The following is a 14,400-nucleotide window of genomic DNA, read 5'->3' on the forward strand; positions in this document are numbered from 1 at the left end:
TCAGCCCGCGGCGCAGAAAATTGCTTGCGGCTGATGGCGGCGGCGGCCATCGTCACCGGCATCCTCGCGACAGGGAGAACGCGATTCAGATGACACGATTGAGAATGCTGGCCGTACTGGCCGTGCTGGCCTCGCCGGCGCTGGCCGAAGACCTGACGCCGCAGAGCTACCAGAACCTGCTCACCCCATTGGTGCAGGGCGGCAGCGACGTGCTGGGCGCGCCGCTCGCCTATCCCGAGGGGACGCCGAACGTCACCTCGGCGATCGTCACCGTGCCGCCGGGTGGTGAAACCGGCTGGCACGAGCACGAAGTGCCGCTCTTTGCCTATATCCTCGAGGGCGAGCTGACCGTCGATTACGGCACGAAGGGCAAGAAGGTCTACCGCACCGGCGAAGCCGTGCTCGAAGCGGTCCACTGGCCGCACAACGGCGTCAATACCGGCACCGTGCCGATGAAGCTGGTGGCGGTCTATATGGGCGGCGGCACGGCTGCCAACACCATCAAGGTCGACGCTTCGGCCAGCAAATAATCCAGCAACAGTCCTCCCCTAGCGTTTGCTCGCGAAGCAATTCGCCTCAGGGAGATCGCCATGGCCGACCGGTTGCCAACAGTGCCTCCAGCCCGACGCCCCGGCGTCGGCACTGGCCCCGCAATGGCAGCGCTCGTGACCCTCACGGCCTGCAGTGCACAGGGCGCAGGTCCACGGGTCGACCTCGCACAGCTGACGACCCCGGTGGCGGCGGTCGTCAGCCCCCTGCTGCAGGCTCCAGCAGCGCCCTGATGTGCGACGGCACCACATCCGCCCCGTAGATCTGCTGCAGGCGCTGGGCCAACGCGCGCAACACGTTGCCCTGATGGCGCAGATCCTCGTACTGCCGGACCGAGGTCATGAAGATATACTCGAGCGTCCGGGTCGCCCCCTCCGGCCCGAGGCTGCTGATGAAGGCCTGGCCCGGGGGGGACAACGGCTCATCTGCCGGAACGCAGAACGGCGCCACCGTGATCAGCGTTTGCGGCGAAGCCTCGTGCAACTGCTGCAGCGTGGCGCGGAGGCCTTTGCGATCCTCGGCCGCAAGCTTGCCGCCGCACAGCACCACGAGGGTATAGATCCAGAACTCGGTGCCATATTCGGCCATTTCGGCGGCACGTTCGAGCAGGTCGATCCCCTCCGCCAGCCGGCCGCGCATCAGCCGCGCCTGCCCCAGAATGGCGAACGAAGCGGCAAACGCCGTGCTGGCTTCGAACGCCTCCTCGGCCAGCCGCTCTCCCATCGCCGTGTGCCCGCGCGCGAGGAACAACAGGAGCTTGGCCACCGACAGTTTCAGCATCGGGTTGTCGGCAACACCCGGCAGTGCACCAAGCGCGGCCGCCTCGATCTCGTCCTCGACGGCGATCCGCTCGGCTTCCGGTCGGCCCTGCCCATTGCTCCCCATGATCACCTGCACATAGAGGCTGAGCCCCCACATCAGCCGCGCCACCGGATCGTCCGGGTTGGCCGCCAGCGCGGCGCGCACCTGGTCGACATTTTCGATCCAGCTGCGGGTATCGGCGGTGATCAGCCGCCCGGCATCGTGCATCGCCACATAAAGCGGCGGTGTCGCCGAGGCCGGTGCATCCATCATCCCCAGGGCGTGCCGGTGCCAGATCAGCGAGCGATATTGCTGCACCACGTCGGCCACCAGTCCTGCCACCTCACCCGCCTCGGCAACTGCCAGCCGGGACATCCCGACCACGTCGCCACCCGGCATCTGCCGTAGCACCAGCGCGCATTGCAGGGCCTCGGCTTGTGGGAAAAAGCTGATCTCGAGGTTGAAGCGCGTCCTCGTCGCACTGCGCGCCGAGAACGTCTCTTCGAGCCGAACCGCCTGGCCGGGCGAGGTGGCCGCGTCGAGCTGTTGCACCAGTTCGCCGAGCAGGGCGCCGGCAACCTCGGAGAACCGGCCCGACCGCGCCTTGCCATGCACCGGCCCGACCACGACCAGCGCATCGGCCGGCTGGGCAGGCTCCGCCACCCACACATAGCCTTCGCCGTAGCGTGTGGCGATGAAGCGCGGCGAACGGGCTGGATCACCCAGCTTGGCGCGCAGCCGGTTGATCAGGAAATCGACGTTCCGGTCGGAAGCATCCGAGCCGACACCCGAGATGGCATCGAGCAGCGCGTTCCGCGTCAGCAGCCGCTGCGGGTGCGCCATGAACGTCGAGAGCACCGTTCGTTCCGCCCGGGTGAAGGTGACCTCCCTGCCCCCCAGGTCTCGTGCCGAAAGCAAGTCCTCGTGGAAGACGAAACTGTTGAACTGATACTCTGCCATTATCGCTTTCAGTATTGCCGCACCGGGAACATGGCGCACTCACCCGAGAAACACCAGCCGGCAGTGAGGCTTCCCCGGTGCGTCACATCGGCTAAGGTCCAGGGCAGCAAACGGGAGTCGAAATGACAGCCAGCCGGACTATCCTCATCGAGCCGCTGACGCGCGAGGCCTATGCCCCCTTCGGGCAGGTGATCGAAACCGAAGGTGCGCACCACTATCCCATCAATGGCGGCATGACCGAGCGCTACCATGATCTGGCGCGGGTTGAGCTCGGCGGCGTGCATGCCCGCCCGCTGGTCTCTATCGCTCGCGGCCAGCCCTATGAGCTGCCGCTGACGCTGAACATGGTGGAGCGCCACCCGCTCGGCAGCCAGGCCTTCTACCCGCTGTCGCAGCGCCCGTTCCTCTCCATCGTCGCGCCGGATGAAGGCGGTATCCCCGGCACCCCACGCGCCTTCCTCGCGGCGGCCGGCCAAGGCATCAATATGGCGATGAACACTTGGCATGCCGTGCTCACGCCGCTGCGCGAGACCGCCGATTTCCTGATCATCGACCGCGGCGGCGATGGCAACAATCTGGAGGAATACTTCTTTGCCGAGCCGTATTTGGTGGTGGCGACCGGTTCAATTCTTTACTGACTTGGCGCTCGGGCGTCGCAACCGCGTTGCAATTGCTGCATAATCTGCCGACGCGGGCTGAGGGTGGAGGCGTGACATGCGTATCGTTGTAGCGATGGTGGCACTGCTGCTGGTATTGGCGAGCCCGGCGCTCGCCTCCAAGGTGACGCTGAAGGGCGATGTAACCTATCGCGAACGCATCGCACTGCCGCCCGGCGGCACACTGTCGGTGTCGCTGATCGACCTCGCGACGCCCGACCAGCCACGCGTTTCCGCCAAGGCGCCGATCTCCAGCCCCGGCCAGGTGCCGCTGACCTTCACCCTCAACTTCGATGACGCCGTCATCGTCGCCGGCCACAGCTACGCGCTGGTTGCCGAGATCGCCGGGCCGGACGCCGTGTGGTTCCGCAATGCCGAGCCCTACGCGCTCGACCCGCTGGCCCCGGCCACCCCGATCCTCATCATCGTCAACATCGTGCCCCAGGAGGAACCGGTCCCGACGCCCGAGCCGGTCGTCGCCCCGGCGCCCTCGCCGATCCTCGATATTACCTGGCAGGCCGAAACCATCGGCGGCGCGCCGGCAGCGCGTGGCATCGTCTCCTCGCTCTCCATCGCCTCCGACATGCGCGCCGGCGGCCGCGGCGGCTGCAACTCGTGGTTCGCCCAGGCCGAGGTCAATGCTGAACGGCTGATCTTCAGCGCCGTCGCCGCAACCCGCATGGCCTGTGTTTCCGACGAGGCCACCAAGCAGGAAGACAGCTTCTTCGCCGCCCTCGCCGCCACCCGCTTCTGGCGGCTCGACAAGGATCACCTGATCCTGCTGGACGCTGGCGGGGTCGAGCTGGCGAACCTCGGCAAGTCGCGGTTCTAAAGCCGTTTGTATGTGTCACCGGCTGCGCCACCCCGTCCCCTCGCCCCTCTGGGGAGAGGGTGGGGTGAGGGGCGCCAAGCGCGCGGGACGGACGTCTATCTTCCGTGGGAGCTGCCTATCCGGTGTGCTTGGCGCCCCTCACCCTGACCCCTCTCCCCAGAGGGGCGAGGGGGCGCGAGAGGCGCGGCCCGTGGCATAAGCGTTGACGCCGCACACCGGTCGCCGCACTTTGGGTGCACCCAACCGGAGCCCCCGATGCATACGCCCGACCTCATCTCCCGCCTGCTCGATGTCATCGAGCTCGACCTGCTGCCGCTGACCAAGCGCGGTGTCGGTGGCGGCAACAAGCTGTTCGGGGCAGCGATCCTCAGGAAGTCCGACCTGTCGCTGGTCGTCGGCGAGACCAATAACGAGACCGAGAACCCGCTCTGGCATGGCGAAATGCACGCCATCAAGCGGTTCTACGAACTCCCGGCCGCCGAGCGCCCGGCGCCCAAGGATTGCTTGTTCCTAGCCACGCACGAGCCCTGCTCGCTCTGCCTCTCCGGCATCACCTGGTCGGGCTTCGACAATTTCTATTACCTGTTCAGCTACGAAGACACCCGCGACAGTTTCGGCATCCCGCACGACATCCGCATCCTCCGCGAAGTCTATGCCGTGCCCGACCCGGACCGCGATTTCGTCCCCGAGGATCGGCCGCTCTACAACCGCAGGAACGCGTTCTTTGAGAGCCACGATATCCAGCAGATGATGGCCGGCATCGACCGCTCGTCGCGCGAGCTGCTGGTCGCCCGGGTCGACGAGCTCAACGCCGCCTATAACGACCTCTCGGCCGCCTACCAGAAAGACAAGGGCAAGAAGGGCATCCCGCTGAGCTGAGGCAGCTCTGGGCCAAAGCTCATCTGCTTATGCACAAAGCCCGCCTCCCCCGGATGTCATCCCAGCGAAAGCTGGGACCCAACTATCAACGGGCGCGGGCGGCGAGATGGGTCCCTGCTCTCGCAGGGATGACACCGAGCGGGGTGACAGATCGTGCGCCGGAAGCCAGTGATCCGTCTCAGAGCCGCGGTGCCAGCTGCTCGATGTAGAACGAGACGATGTCGCCGGTCCGCTCAAGCGGGTTGAAGCCCTCGCCGGCGCCCGACAGCATGGTCGAGAGCGTGCTTTCGGAGTCGGCGCCCGGCTCCGCACTCACCATATCGGAAATCACCCCGCACTGGATCGTCCGGATCCGCCGCCCTTCGGCATTGGTGCGCGAGGCGGCGAACAGGTGGCTCGAATCGAGGTTGACGATGTCGCAGCCCCGAGCCCGAAACCCCTCGAGCATGGCATCGTCCTCGCGATAGATGGCATCGCCGGTCGCCGCGCGCACTGCGGTGATGGCATCCGGCCACTGCTCGAGGATCAGCGCCTTGAGCCCGGCATCGGCGGCAACCACCGGATCGCTGGTGTAGTGCCGCGTCGTGCCGTCGGCCGCGAAGGCATCCTCGACCAGGTAGAAGTCGCCCATCCTGAGATTTTTGGTGCCGAGCCCGCCGGCAAGGCCATAGGCGAGGATCGCCTCGATCCCGTAATAGGCCAGCTCTTCGACTGTCGAGGCCGAGACCGGGCCGCCATAGACATGCGCCAGCGACAGGTAGCGTTGGCCACCGTGGCGGAGGATGCGGACGCTGTCCGGGCTGACATGGATGAAATGCTGGTCGCTAACCCGCTCCGGGCTGTAGCCCTCGAGCCGCGACGGTGGCGGGCAATAGCCGATGAGCGCCACCCGGATGCCGCCGAACACATCGCGACCGAAGCGCTGTCCGACCAGGCTCCGCGGCGTCAGATGCGGCGCCTTCGTTTCAACCATGACGCTCTCCTACCGACCAGCGGCGGGAAGGTGTCATCTCGGGGTTAAATGGTAAAGCGCGCTCTAGACGAGCACGACACTCGCGGCAGCGAAGGCCAGCACGGCGAGCGCTGTGGCGAAGAGGACGAGCAGCAGGATCTGGGTGCCGCTGTTCATGCCGGCCGGCCGGTGGCCGTGCTGGTGGTCGTGGTCCACTTTTCGCCTCAGCCGAGATCGGCGAGCTGGGTGGCCGGCGCGGTTTCAACCGGCAGCGCGGAGGCAGCGATGGTGAGCGTCGCCATCGACATCACGAACAGAGCAACGAGAGTGAGCTTCAGCATTTGTGCCCCCTGGGCGGTCGGACCCTTGGGCCCGGTGGTTCATCTTGAGGGCAATAATGCGGCGCGGCGGTTGAACGTTCCCGGAATCCGGCGTTTATCTGCCGTTCAGGAATGTCCGGTTCCGCCACATTTCGAAGACTTAATGCAGTTCTCCAACTTGTAACGCAGGGATCGCCCGACCCCTTCCTACATCGGGCTCGTACCGAAAGCGGAGACGACCCCATGCCCAGCCCGTTAACTCGCCGCGACGCCCTGCGCCTCGTCGCCGTCACCGCCGCCGGCGGCGCGCTGATGACTCAGAAGGCCTTTGCCCAGGAAGCGAGCGCCGAAACCACCGGCCTGATGCCCGGCGCCGATGTCTGCGTGCTCACCCCTGAAGTGACCGAGGGCCCCTATTATTTCGATCCCAAGCTCGAGCGCGCCGATATCACCGAGGGCACGCAAACTGGCGTCGCGACCACCGTGCGGCTGCAGATCGTCGATGGCAGCTGCAAGCCGATCGAGGGGGCGCGCGTCGATATCTGGCACTGCAATGCCGAGGGGCTCTATTCGGGCTATGCCAACCAGACCGGCGGTATCGACACCACGGGCCAGACGTTCCTGCGCGGGACCCAATTCGCCGGCGCCACCGGCATCGTCGAATTCCAGACCATCTATCCGGGCTGGTATGCCGGCCGCACCACCCACATCCACTTCAAGGTGTTCCTCGACGAGAAAACCGTCCTGACCGGCCAGCTGTTCTTCCCCGATGCGCTGAGCCAGTTCATCTACCAGAATGTCGAGCCCTACACCGCGCATGGCCACGACCGCGACGTGCTCAACGCCAACGACAATATCGCGAGCCAAGCCACCCGCGCTTCGTTCGCCTATGTGAAGGAACTCGAGGAGCGCTACCTCGTCGCCATGATCGTCGGCGTCGACCCCGCCGCCGAATCCGCCACCGGCTTCGGTGGCGCTGCCGGTGGTGGCGAACCACCCAGCGGCCCGCCGCCGGACGGCGCCCCGGCCGATGGCGCCATGAGCGCCCCCGCGACCGAAACCAGCGTCAGCCTGGTGCCGGGGATTTCAGGCATCCGCTAAGCAAAAGGGCGGCCCGCCGGACCGCCCTCTGTTTACTCCCGCTCATCTCTCAGTCGTCATCTCCCCCTTGGCGGGGGAGAATGCGAAAACTTGGGCTTAGCGCAGCTAAGTCCTTAGTTTTCGCCAGAGAGGGGGTGCGGAGCCACCGTGCCTCCCAGATCCCCTCTCTTGCGATTTCTAGGACTTAGCAAACGCTAAGCCCAAGAAATCGCTTTCTCTCCCGCAGGGGGAGAGATGAGGAGAGATCGGAGCCCTTACCCAGCCGCGCTTTCCGTGCGGCGCTGCCGGCCGGCGTCCTTCTGCTTCTTGTTCCAGCGCTGCTTGGGCGCGGGCGTGCCCTGCCCTGTCGGCTTTTCCCACCAGCCGGGCGTGGTCGGAGCCGCGCCGCCGTTCTGCGAGATGTTGCTGCCCTTGGCCGCACCGCCACGCACCTGCTGTGCGTTGCCGCGCTGCGGCTGGCCATTGCTCGCGGGAGCAGCATGGCCTTCGCCATGGCCGCGCTTGCGGCCGTCGACGATCGCCGCTTTCTTGGCACCCGAGAAGTGCCGGCCGGCATTGGCGTGCTTGCGCTGGCCATCCGGACGCGGGGTCTGCGGGCGCGGCGGCTGGCGCTGGGCGCGAACCTGCGCTGCGTCGATCACTTCGCCGCCATTGCCCTTAAGCTCGCCGGTCACCGGCAGGGTCTTGCGGATCAACCGCTCGACATCGCGGAGCTTGCCGCGCTCGGTGCCATCGCACAGCGTAATCGCAAAGCCCGAAGCGCCGTTACGCGCCGTGCGGCCGATGCGGTGCACGTAGTTCTCCGGATCGTCCGGCAGCTCGAAGTTGATTACGTGCGTGATGTTCTGCACGTCGATGCCGCGCGCCGCGATATCGGTGGCAACGAGGATGCGCACCGAACCATTGGCAAAGCCCTTGAGCGCCGCCTGGCGGGCATTGTTCGATTTGTTGCCGTGGATCGCCGCCGCTTCATGGCCATCGATGGCGAGGTTCTTGGCCACGCGGTCGGCGCCATGCTTGGTGCGCGAGAAGATGATGACGCGGCTGAGGCTCTCGTCCTCGAGCAGCTTGTTGAGCACGCCGCGCTTTTCCTTCGAACCGGCGAGGATCACCCGCTGGTCGATGGTGCCGACGGTCTGCGCCGCCGGGTTCGCTTCGACGCGCACCGGATCGTTCAAGAGGCCCTTGGCGAGCTCGGCAATCTCGGGCGCCATGGTGGCCGAGAACATCGCGGTCTGGCGACGCGGGCCGATGGCCCGGGCGATCTCATTGACGGCGTTGATGAAGCCCATGTCGAGCATGCGGTCGGCTTCGTCGAGCACCAGCCACCGGGTCTCGGTGAGCTTGAGCTTGCGGTCGTCGACCAGGTCCTTGAGGCGACCCGGGGTGGCGATCACCACGTCGACGCCGCGGGCGATCTTCTGGATCTGCCCGGCGCGCGAGGCGCCGCCGAGCACCAGGACGGTCGAGAGCTTGGCGCCCGCCAGCTTATGCAGCACTTCGTCGATCTGCACCGCCAGTTCGCGGGTCGGCGCAAGGATCAGCGCGCGGGTGGTCATCGGGTTGGCACGGCCGCCGAGCTCGGCGAGGCCGGCAAGGATCGGCAGGCCGAACGCCGCGGTCTTGCCCGAGCCGGTCTGGGCGATGCCCATGATGTCACGGCGCTCGAGCTGCGGCGGAATGGCTTTCGCCTGGATCGGGGTCGGGGTGGTGAACCCGGCTGCCGTAAGCGCGCTGACGAGCTGCGCTGAAAGGCCGAGTTCGGAAAATGAAGTGGTCAATGGTCAAACTTTCATTGGCGCGCTCCGGGCCAATCGGTGCGCGTGGGTCGCCGGAGGCCATTACGGGCTCGGCGTGATCAATAGATGCAATGGCGACGGGATTGCCGCACGGTTGCGCTGTCTCCCGGTGTTCCCGCTACTCTTGCGGGGGACATTTCCGGGGCACTTCGCCGCTCACCGTTTTTGGCCAGTAAGAAGAGAAGTCCATCGCCGTCATCGCGCGTGTTTCCCGATAAACGGGACAGGTGCGCGGGGCGAATGCTGGCCATATGGGCGATATGTGCCGGATTAGCAAGGGATTTCGCCGAAATGAGCTGCAGGGGAGCTATGCGGCGAGGCTGACTGAAGCAGACGGCCCCCTCCCGGCCTCCCCCATGATGGGGGAGGTGAAGAGTCGTGTGCGTGGCGGGATCGTGCCTCAAACTGGATGCGGCACCTCCCCCTTGTGGGGGAGGATGGGAGGGGGCCGTCTCTATCAGTCAGCGCCAAATCCCCATCCCGGCCCCATATGACGTCACAACCGCACATGATGACGTCACATCCGCATTGACATGACGTCACTATGATGTCATCTGTTGCGCCATGGACCTGACACCACACATCGACGGCTTTCGAAAAGACCTGCTTGCGGCTGCCGACGTGGCGGCCCCAGAGGTGCGCGAGGCGACAGAGCGCCTGCTGTTCGCTTTGAGCCCCACTGTGCGGCTGGCGCTGATGGATGCCATCAGCCAGGCAGCCGCAGAGATTACCGCCAAGCTGCCGAGCGGCAGTGTCGAGGTCAGGCTCAACGGCCGCGAGCTGGATTTCGTCCTGCAGCTGCCGCTTGCCGATGACCCCGGCTTCAGCCCACCGCTCGATGAGGCCGATGACGATGGCAACCTCGCCCGTATCTCCCTGCGCATGCCGGAGACGATGAAGGCGAAGGCCGAGGAAATGGCCGCGCGCTCGGGACAATCGCTCAACAACTGGCTGGTCGGCACCGTGCGCGCGGCCACCCGCGGCGATGGTCCGCCGAGCGGCAGCGCCGACCCAGCCGGAGAAACCTCCGGCAAGCGAGGCCGCCGCATGACCGGCTGGATCTAACCAAACTCCCCGATCCGCCTGTCCACAACAGAAGTCCACAACAGGAGAGACGAATGACCATGCATCGCTTCGAGACTCGTCTGCCGGTGCGGCTTGTCACCGAGATCGCCAAGGGGTCGGTCAAGCTCGTGGCCACCGAAACGACCGAGACCATCGTCGAGATCTTCGGCCACGCCGCCGACCAGGTTCGTGTCAGCCAGGATGGCGACCAGATCACCGTGATCGGCCCAAAACAGCACGACGGATTCTTCGGTGGCGATACGCGCCTGGACGTCGCTATCACCTTGCCAGCCGATAGCCAGGTCGCCGTCCGTACCGGCAGCGCCGATATCACAGTCGTTGGCAGCGTCGGGGTAGCGCATCTGAAGAGCGGCTCTGGCGACCTGGTTGTCGACACCGCCACCAAACCAATGGTGCTGGACACCGGCTCAGGCAACATCCGTGTCGAGAACGCGCGGGACGACGTGAAGGCAAGCAGCGGTTCCGGCGATGTGTCGGTGACGCAGTCGGGTGCGGTGGTTGAGGTTTCGACCGGTTCGGGCGATGTGCAACTGGGTACCACGCGTGGCGCGACCTCGGTAAAGACGGGGTCGGGAGATATCAGGGTGGGCGATGCCGGAACCGACGTTACGCTGCGGACAGGTTCGGGCGACCTCACGGTAGGCACGGCGCGCCGTGGCCGTGTGACGGTCGAGGGCGCCTCCGGCGACGCACATGTGGGAGTGCCTGCCGGTATTGCGGTCTGGACCGACATCTCGACCGTCACCGGCCAGATCCGCTCGAGCCTGCATGGCGCCGGCCAACCCAAAGATGGCGCCGACTACCTGGAGATTCGCGCCAGGATCGTCACCGGCGATGTCGTCCTGACCGAGGTCTAGAGCGCTTCCCTGACATTTCGGCGTGCATTGGACGCCGAAACGTTGCGGCCTTCGAACCGGCGCTCAAATCCCCCCATACCAATCGTACCCGTGGTCTTCCCAATAGCCGCCCTGCCCCAGGCCGAACTTGGCAAAGCTATCAACCAGCTCGATGGTGTGGACATATTTGGGCTGCTTGTAGCCGAGCGCCCGCTCGATCCGGATGCGGACCGGCGCGCCATTGGCGACTGGCAGCGCGCCGCCGTTGAGGCCGAACGCCGCGATGGTCTGCGGGTGGAAGGCGTCGATCAGGTCGGAGCTGGTGTAATAGGCCTCGGGCGCCGAAAGCCCGCCGCCCATCTGGTCGTAGCAATGGTAGACGACGAACTTCGCCGTCGGCTGCACCTTGGCCTCGTCGAGCAGCCGGCTCAGCGGCACGCCGGTCCATTTGGCGATGCAGCTCCAGCCCTCGACGCAGTCGTGCCGGGTGATTTGAGTGCGCGCCGGCATATTCTGCAACTCGCTGAGCGAATATTCCTTCGGCGTTTCCACCAGCCCGATGATCCTGAGCTTGTAGGCGGCAAAGCCGCTCGCCTCGAGATCGCGATAGAGCTCGATATTGCGCGGATCGGTCGAACCGTTCGGGCGCTGCCCCTGGCGGATCTCGCTCTCGGAGAATTCCTTGGCCAGCGCCTGCTCGCCGACCAGCGCCCGCTGCGCGCTGTAGGTCAGCTCATTGGCCCGCTCGAGGAAGTTGCGCACCGGGTCGTTGCGCGCCCCGAGGAAATCGAACTGGTCGCAGCCGGCCAGCACCAGCGAGCCGGCGGAAGCCGCGCCGAGCCCGAGCAGCCGGCGGCGGTTGAGGATCAATCGGCTCATTTCGACTTCTCCTTCTTGGGCGCGTCGGGCTCGGTGCCGGGGCTGGTGCGATAGTACCCCGTGATCATCGAGCGCAGCTCGTTGATCGGCCCCGCCAGCACCACCATGGCGATGTGCACCACGAAGAACAGCACCAGCAGCACCATGACGATGAAGTGGATGGTGCGCGCCGTCTGCCGCCCGCCGAACACTTCGACCAGCCATGGCCAGCCGGCATTCATCGTCGGCGACATGGCGAGCCCGGTGAGGATGATCAGCGGGAACAGGATGAAGAACACCCCGAAATAGGCGACCTTCTGCAGCGGCGAATAGGTTCGGCGATGATGGAAGCGGAACCGGATATGCTCCCAGATATCCCTTGGCAGCTCACGGAAATCGCGCGGCTTGAGGATCACGTCGCGCCACAAATGGCCGTTGAAGAGGCTGGAGACCAGCCAGATGGCCAGCGCGCCGACGAGGATCCAGGCAAAGAAGAAATGCACCACCCGGCCGGTCGCGAGATCGCGGAACGACGGGATAGTGGCCCAGCCGGGGAAACCGACGAAGTTGGAGTTCCCCCTGAGCTCGCTCATCCCGAGGACTCCAGTGGTATCGAACTTCTGCCCGAACACCGTGGTGAAGCCGCGCGGCCCGGCGTCGGTATTCTCCGCGCCGATCCTCAGGATCTCATTGTTGAACTCGAAGCCCGACTGGGCGCCGATATAGAGCGCCGGATGGGCGTTCCAGATCTGCAGGCCAGAGAGCAACAGGAAGAACATGGCGATCGCCCACACCCAGTGGGTGACGCGCGTCAGGATCGCCTGCCGATAGATCAGCGGCCCCTTCGGCTTCGCCTCTCGTTCGACCTCAACTCTGTCGATTGCCTGATCGGTCACTTATTCCCCCGAAGGTTCCCGGCGTCGCTCCCCGCCTGCCCTTAGGAACGGCAGTTCGGGGAGCGATTGCAGCTTATCACGGATAGTTTATTGCGCCGGAGCCATGGCGCCATCGGCCATGGGCGTGGCAGACATGGCGTCGCCGCTCATGGCATCGCCAGCCATCGGCGCCGTGTGGCAGGCCTTGCTCGCCTCGTCCTTCTTCATCGCATCGGCTTCCATGCCGGCCTTCTCGAGGCAGGCCTTCAGCATCGCCTCGGGAGTCATTGCCATGGGATCGGCAGCCATGGCGTCGCCGGGCGCGGCAGACATGGCGTCGCCGGGCGCGGCAGACATGGCGTCGCCCGCCATCGGTTCGGCGGCCATCGGCGTGGCCATAGCATCCTCGGCGGCGGCATGGCCCGCAAAACCCAGTGCGGCCAGAAGGGCAAGGGTGGAAAGAGCGGCTTTCATCTGTGAGTCTCCCGTTGGCCGCTCATGCGGCGGTTACGGGATGGAGTTCGCCGCCGGCAGACACGCGGTTACCCCCGTCACGCGTTCGTGACAGCGCGACAGAGTTCGCGGCGCGGTGTAACCTTTCCGGCACCTCGGCCGAATTCAGGATTCAATGAGCGTCACCTCGGACATGGAAGCGCGGCTTCGCGCGCTGATGCTGAAGGCGCTCGACGGCGATGCGAGCGCCTATCGCATGCTGCTCGAGGAATTGCGCCGCACCCTGCGGCCGTATTTCGCGCGCCGCCTAACCCCCGCGCTCGCCGCCAACAGCGACGACCTGGTGCAGGAAACCCTGATGGCCATCCACACGCGACGGCTGACCTATGACCGTAACCAGCCGCTGACCGCCTGGGTGCACGCCATCGCGCGCTACAAGCTGATCGACCATTTCCGCCGCAGCAAGGTGCGCGCCACCGTGCCGCTGGAAGACGATGCGGCTTTGTTCGCCCGCGACGAAACCGGCGACGCCAGCGCCCGCATGGATGTCGATACGGTGCTCTCGAGCCTGCCCGCCCGCCGCGCCGACCTGATCCGCCAGGTGCGGCTGGAGGGTGCCTCGATCGCCGAAGCCGCGGCGCGCAGCGGCATGTCGGAATCGGCAGTGAAGGTCTCGATCCACCGCGGGCTCAAATCGCTCGCCGACCGCTTTGGAGGGCGCTCCGATGAGTGACGAGCTGCTCGACCGGCTGACTGCCGACCTGAAGCCGACCCCTCGTCGCGCCCTGCAGGCCCGCCTGTTCGGCTGGGCCGGCCTCGGCATCGTGCTGTCGGCACTCATCATGCTCGCCTGGCTGGGCCCCAGGTCGGACATGATGGAAGCGCCCGGCAGCATGATGTTCTGGACCAAGTTCGCCTATACGGCGGGCTTTGCCATTATCGGCGGCATCGCCGCACTCAATCTGGCGCGACCGGGCGGCACACTGCGCCGGCAGGTGATCGGCCTCGCCATCCTGGTGCTGCTCGTCGGCGCCGGCGGCCTGTTGCAACTGGTGCTAATGGGGCCCGACCAGATGGGCCGCCTGGTGATGGGCAGCACTGCCCTCCGCTGCCCGTTCTACATCGTCGCGCTCGCCGCCCCGATCTATGCGGCCGTCATCCTCGCCATGCGCCGCGCCGCGCCAACCAACCCGACCCTCGCCGGCTTCGCCGCCGGGCTATTCGCCGGCGGCGCCGGCGTCTGGGTCTACGCGTTCCACTGCACCGAAAGCGGCATGCCCTTCATCGCCATCTGGTACACCGCAGGTGTGCTCGCCACGGCGATCCTCGGGGCGCTGATCGGCCGGTTTGCGCTGCGGTGGTAGGCAGGTTGGTGCAATCCCTGCAGTCGGCGTCCCTCTCCCGCTTGCGGGGGAGGGCGGCAAACTGCCGGCTTCGGTGCTA

At 66.0% G+C, this 14,400-nt stretch carries 16 protein-coding genes; 9 read left to right on the forward strand and 7 right to left on the reverse strand.

Annotation, left to right across the window (positions count from 1 at the left end):
* Window positions 1-89 precede the first annotated feature (89 nt).
* Complete coding sequence (locus tag ASC68_RS15415; RefSeq protein ID WP_082528200.1) at window positions 90-530, forward strand: cupin domain-containing protein; 441 nt, start codon at window positions 90-92, stop codon at window positions 528-530.
* A 217-nt stretch (window positions 531-747) separates the two neighbouring features.
* Here the strand turns inward: ASC68_RS15415 and ASC68_RS15420 are convergent, their stop codons facing one another.
* A complete protein-coding gene (locus tag ASC68_RS15420; RefSeq protein WP_055880945.1) occupies window positions 748-2,310 on the reverse strand; it encodes a helix-turn-helix domain-containing protein in 1,563 nt (520 codons plus the stop codon).
* A 122-nt stretch (window positions 2,311-2,432) separates the two neighbouring features.
* On the opposite strand from ASC68_RS15420, the gene ASC68_RS15425 reads away from it, so the two are divergent.
* The 3 genes from ASC68_RS15425 (at window position 2,433) to ASC68_RS15435 (ending at window position 4,677) form a co-directional block, all read left to right on the forward strand.
* Window positions 2,433-2,948, forward strand: a complete 516-nt coding sequence (locus ASC68_RS15425) for an ureidoglycolate lyase (protein WP_055880948.1) — start codon at window positions 2,433-2,435, stop codon at window positions 2,946-2,948.
* A 76-nt stretch (window positions 2,949-3,024) separates the two neighbouring features.
* Window positions 3,025-3,798: an META domain-containing protein gene (locus ASC68_RS15430; RefSeq protein ID WP_055880951.1), complete on the forward strand. Its 774-nt coding sequence runs from the start codon at window positions 3,025-3,027 to the stop codon at window positions 3,796-3,798.
* A gap of 255 nt (window positions 3,799-4,053) precedes the next feature.
* Window positions 4,054-4,677, forward strand: a complete 624-nt coding sequence (locus ASC68_RS15435; RefSeq protein WP_055880953.1) for a nucleoside deaminase — start codon at window positions 4,054-4,056, stop codon at window positions 4,675-4,677.
* 178 nt (window positions 4,678-4,855) lie between these two features.
* On the opposite strand, the gene ASC68_RS15440 is transcribed toward ASC68_RS15435, so the two are convergent.
* Entirely contained in the window at window positions 4,856-5,650 is a 795-nt protein-coding gene (locus ASC68_RS15440) for a hypothetical protein (RefSeq protein WP_055880956.1), read from the reverse strand.
* 63 nt (window positions 5,651-5,713) lie between these two features.
* Window positions 5,714-5,845: a hypothetical protein gene (locus ASC68_RS29370; RefSeq protein ID WP_274532718.1), complete on the reverse strand. Its 132-nt coding sequence runs from the start codon at window positions 5,843-5,845 to the stop codon at window positions 5,714-5,716.
* 347 nt (window positions 5,846-6,192) lie between these two features.
* Between ASC68_RS29370 and ASC68_RS15445 the strand changes: the two genes are divergently transcribed.
* Window positions 6,193-7,050 (forward strand): intradiol ring-cleavage dioxygenase, encoded by an 858-nt coding sequence (locus ASC68_RS15445; RefSeq protein WP_082528201.1) that lies wholly within the window; start codon window positions 6,193-6,195, stop codon window positions 7,048-7,050.
* A gap of 254 nt (window positions 7,051-7,304) precedes the next feature.
* Here ASC68_RS15445 and ASC68_RS15450 read toward each other — a convergent pair whose 3' ends face one another.
* The gene (locus tag ASC68_RS15450) at window positions 7,305-8,831 is read right to left on the reverse strand and encodes a DEAD/DEAH box helicase (protein WP_082528202.1); all 1,527 of its coding nucleotides are present in this window, start codon (window positions 8,829-8,831) and stop codon (window positions 7,305-7,307) included.
* A 582-nt stretch (window positions 8,832-9,413) separates the two neighbouring features.
* On the opposite strand from ASC68_RS15450, the gene ASC68_RS15455 reads away from it, so the two are divergent.
* Together ASC68_RS15455 and ASC68_RS15460 are read left to right on the forward strand one after the other, a co-directional pair.
* Window positions 9,414-9,914 (forward strand): hypothetical protein, encoded by a 501-nt coding sequence (locus ASC68_RS15455; protein WP_055880959.1) that lies wholly within the window; start codon window positions 9,414-9,416, stop codon window positions 9,912-9,914.
* A gap of 53 nt (window positions 9,915-9,967) precedes the next feature.
* Complete coding sequence (locus ASC68_RS15460) at window positions 9,968-10,792, forward strand: DUF4097 family beta strand repeat-containing protein (RefSeq protein WP_055880962.1); 825 nt, start codon at window positions 9,968-9,970, stop codon at window positions 10,790-10,792.
* A gap of 63 nt (window positions 10,793-10,855) precedes the next feature.
* Here the strand turns inward: ASC68_RS15460 and ASC68_RS15465 are convergent, their stop codons facing one another.
* The 3 genes from ASC68_RS15465 to ASC68_RS15475 form a co-directional block, all read right to left on the reverse strand.
* Window positions 10,856-11,650 carry a molybdopterin-dependent oxidoreductase gene (locus tag ASC68_RS15465; RefSeq protein WP_055880965.1) on the reverse strand — a complete coding sequence of 265 codons (795 nt, stop codon included), beginning with the start codon at window positions 11,648-11,650 and terminating at the stop codon, window positions 10,856-10,858.
* Window positions 11,647-12,525, reverse strand: a complete 879-nt coding sequence (locus ASC68_RS15470; protein WP_082528203.1) for a cytochrome b/b6 domain-containing protein — start codon at window positions 12,523-12,525, stop codon at window positions 11,647-11,649. Before ASC68_RS15470 ends, ASC68_RS15465 begins: the two co-directional genes overlap by 4 nt.
* 87 nt (window positions 12,526-12,612) lie before the next feature.
* Window positions 12,613-12,978, reverse strand: coding sequence for a hypothetical protein (locus ASC68_RS15475; protein ID WP_197421239.1), 366 nt, complete (start codon window positions 12,976-12,978; stop codon window positions 12,613-12,615).
* A 154-nt stretch (window positions 12,979-13,132) separates the two neighbouring features.
* Here ASC68_RS15475 and ASC68_RS15480 point away from each other — a divergent pair, with 154 nt between their 5' ends.
* Window positions 13,133-13,690, forward strand: a complete 558-nt coding sequence (locus ASC68_RS15480; RefSeq protein WP_055880967.1) for a sigma-70 family RNA polymerase sigma factor — start codon at window positions 13,133-13,135, stop codon at window positions 13,688-13,690.
* Window positions 13,683-14,321 carry a DUF1109 domain-containing protein gene (locus ASC68_RS15485; RefSeq protein ID WP_055880970.1) on the forward strand — a complete coding sequence of 213 codons (639 nt, stop codon included), beginning with the start codon at window positions 13,683-13,685 and terminating at the stop codon, window positions 14,319-14,321. The genes ASC68_RS15480 and ASC68_RS15485 overlap by 8 nt, the downstream gene beginning before the upstream one ends.
* Window positions 14,322-14,400: the final 79 nt, after the last annotated feature.

Origin of the sequence: Devosia sp. Root105 (assembly GCF_001424865.1) — a bacterium.
In the GTDB taxonomy this organism is placed as follows: domain Bacteria; phylum Pseudomonadota; class Alphaproteobacteria; order Rhizobiales; family Devosiaceae; genus Devosia_A.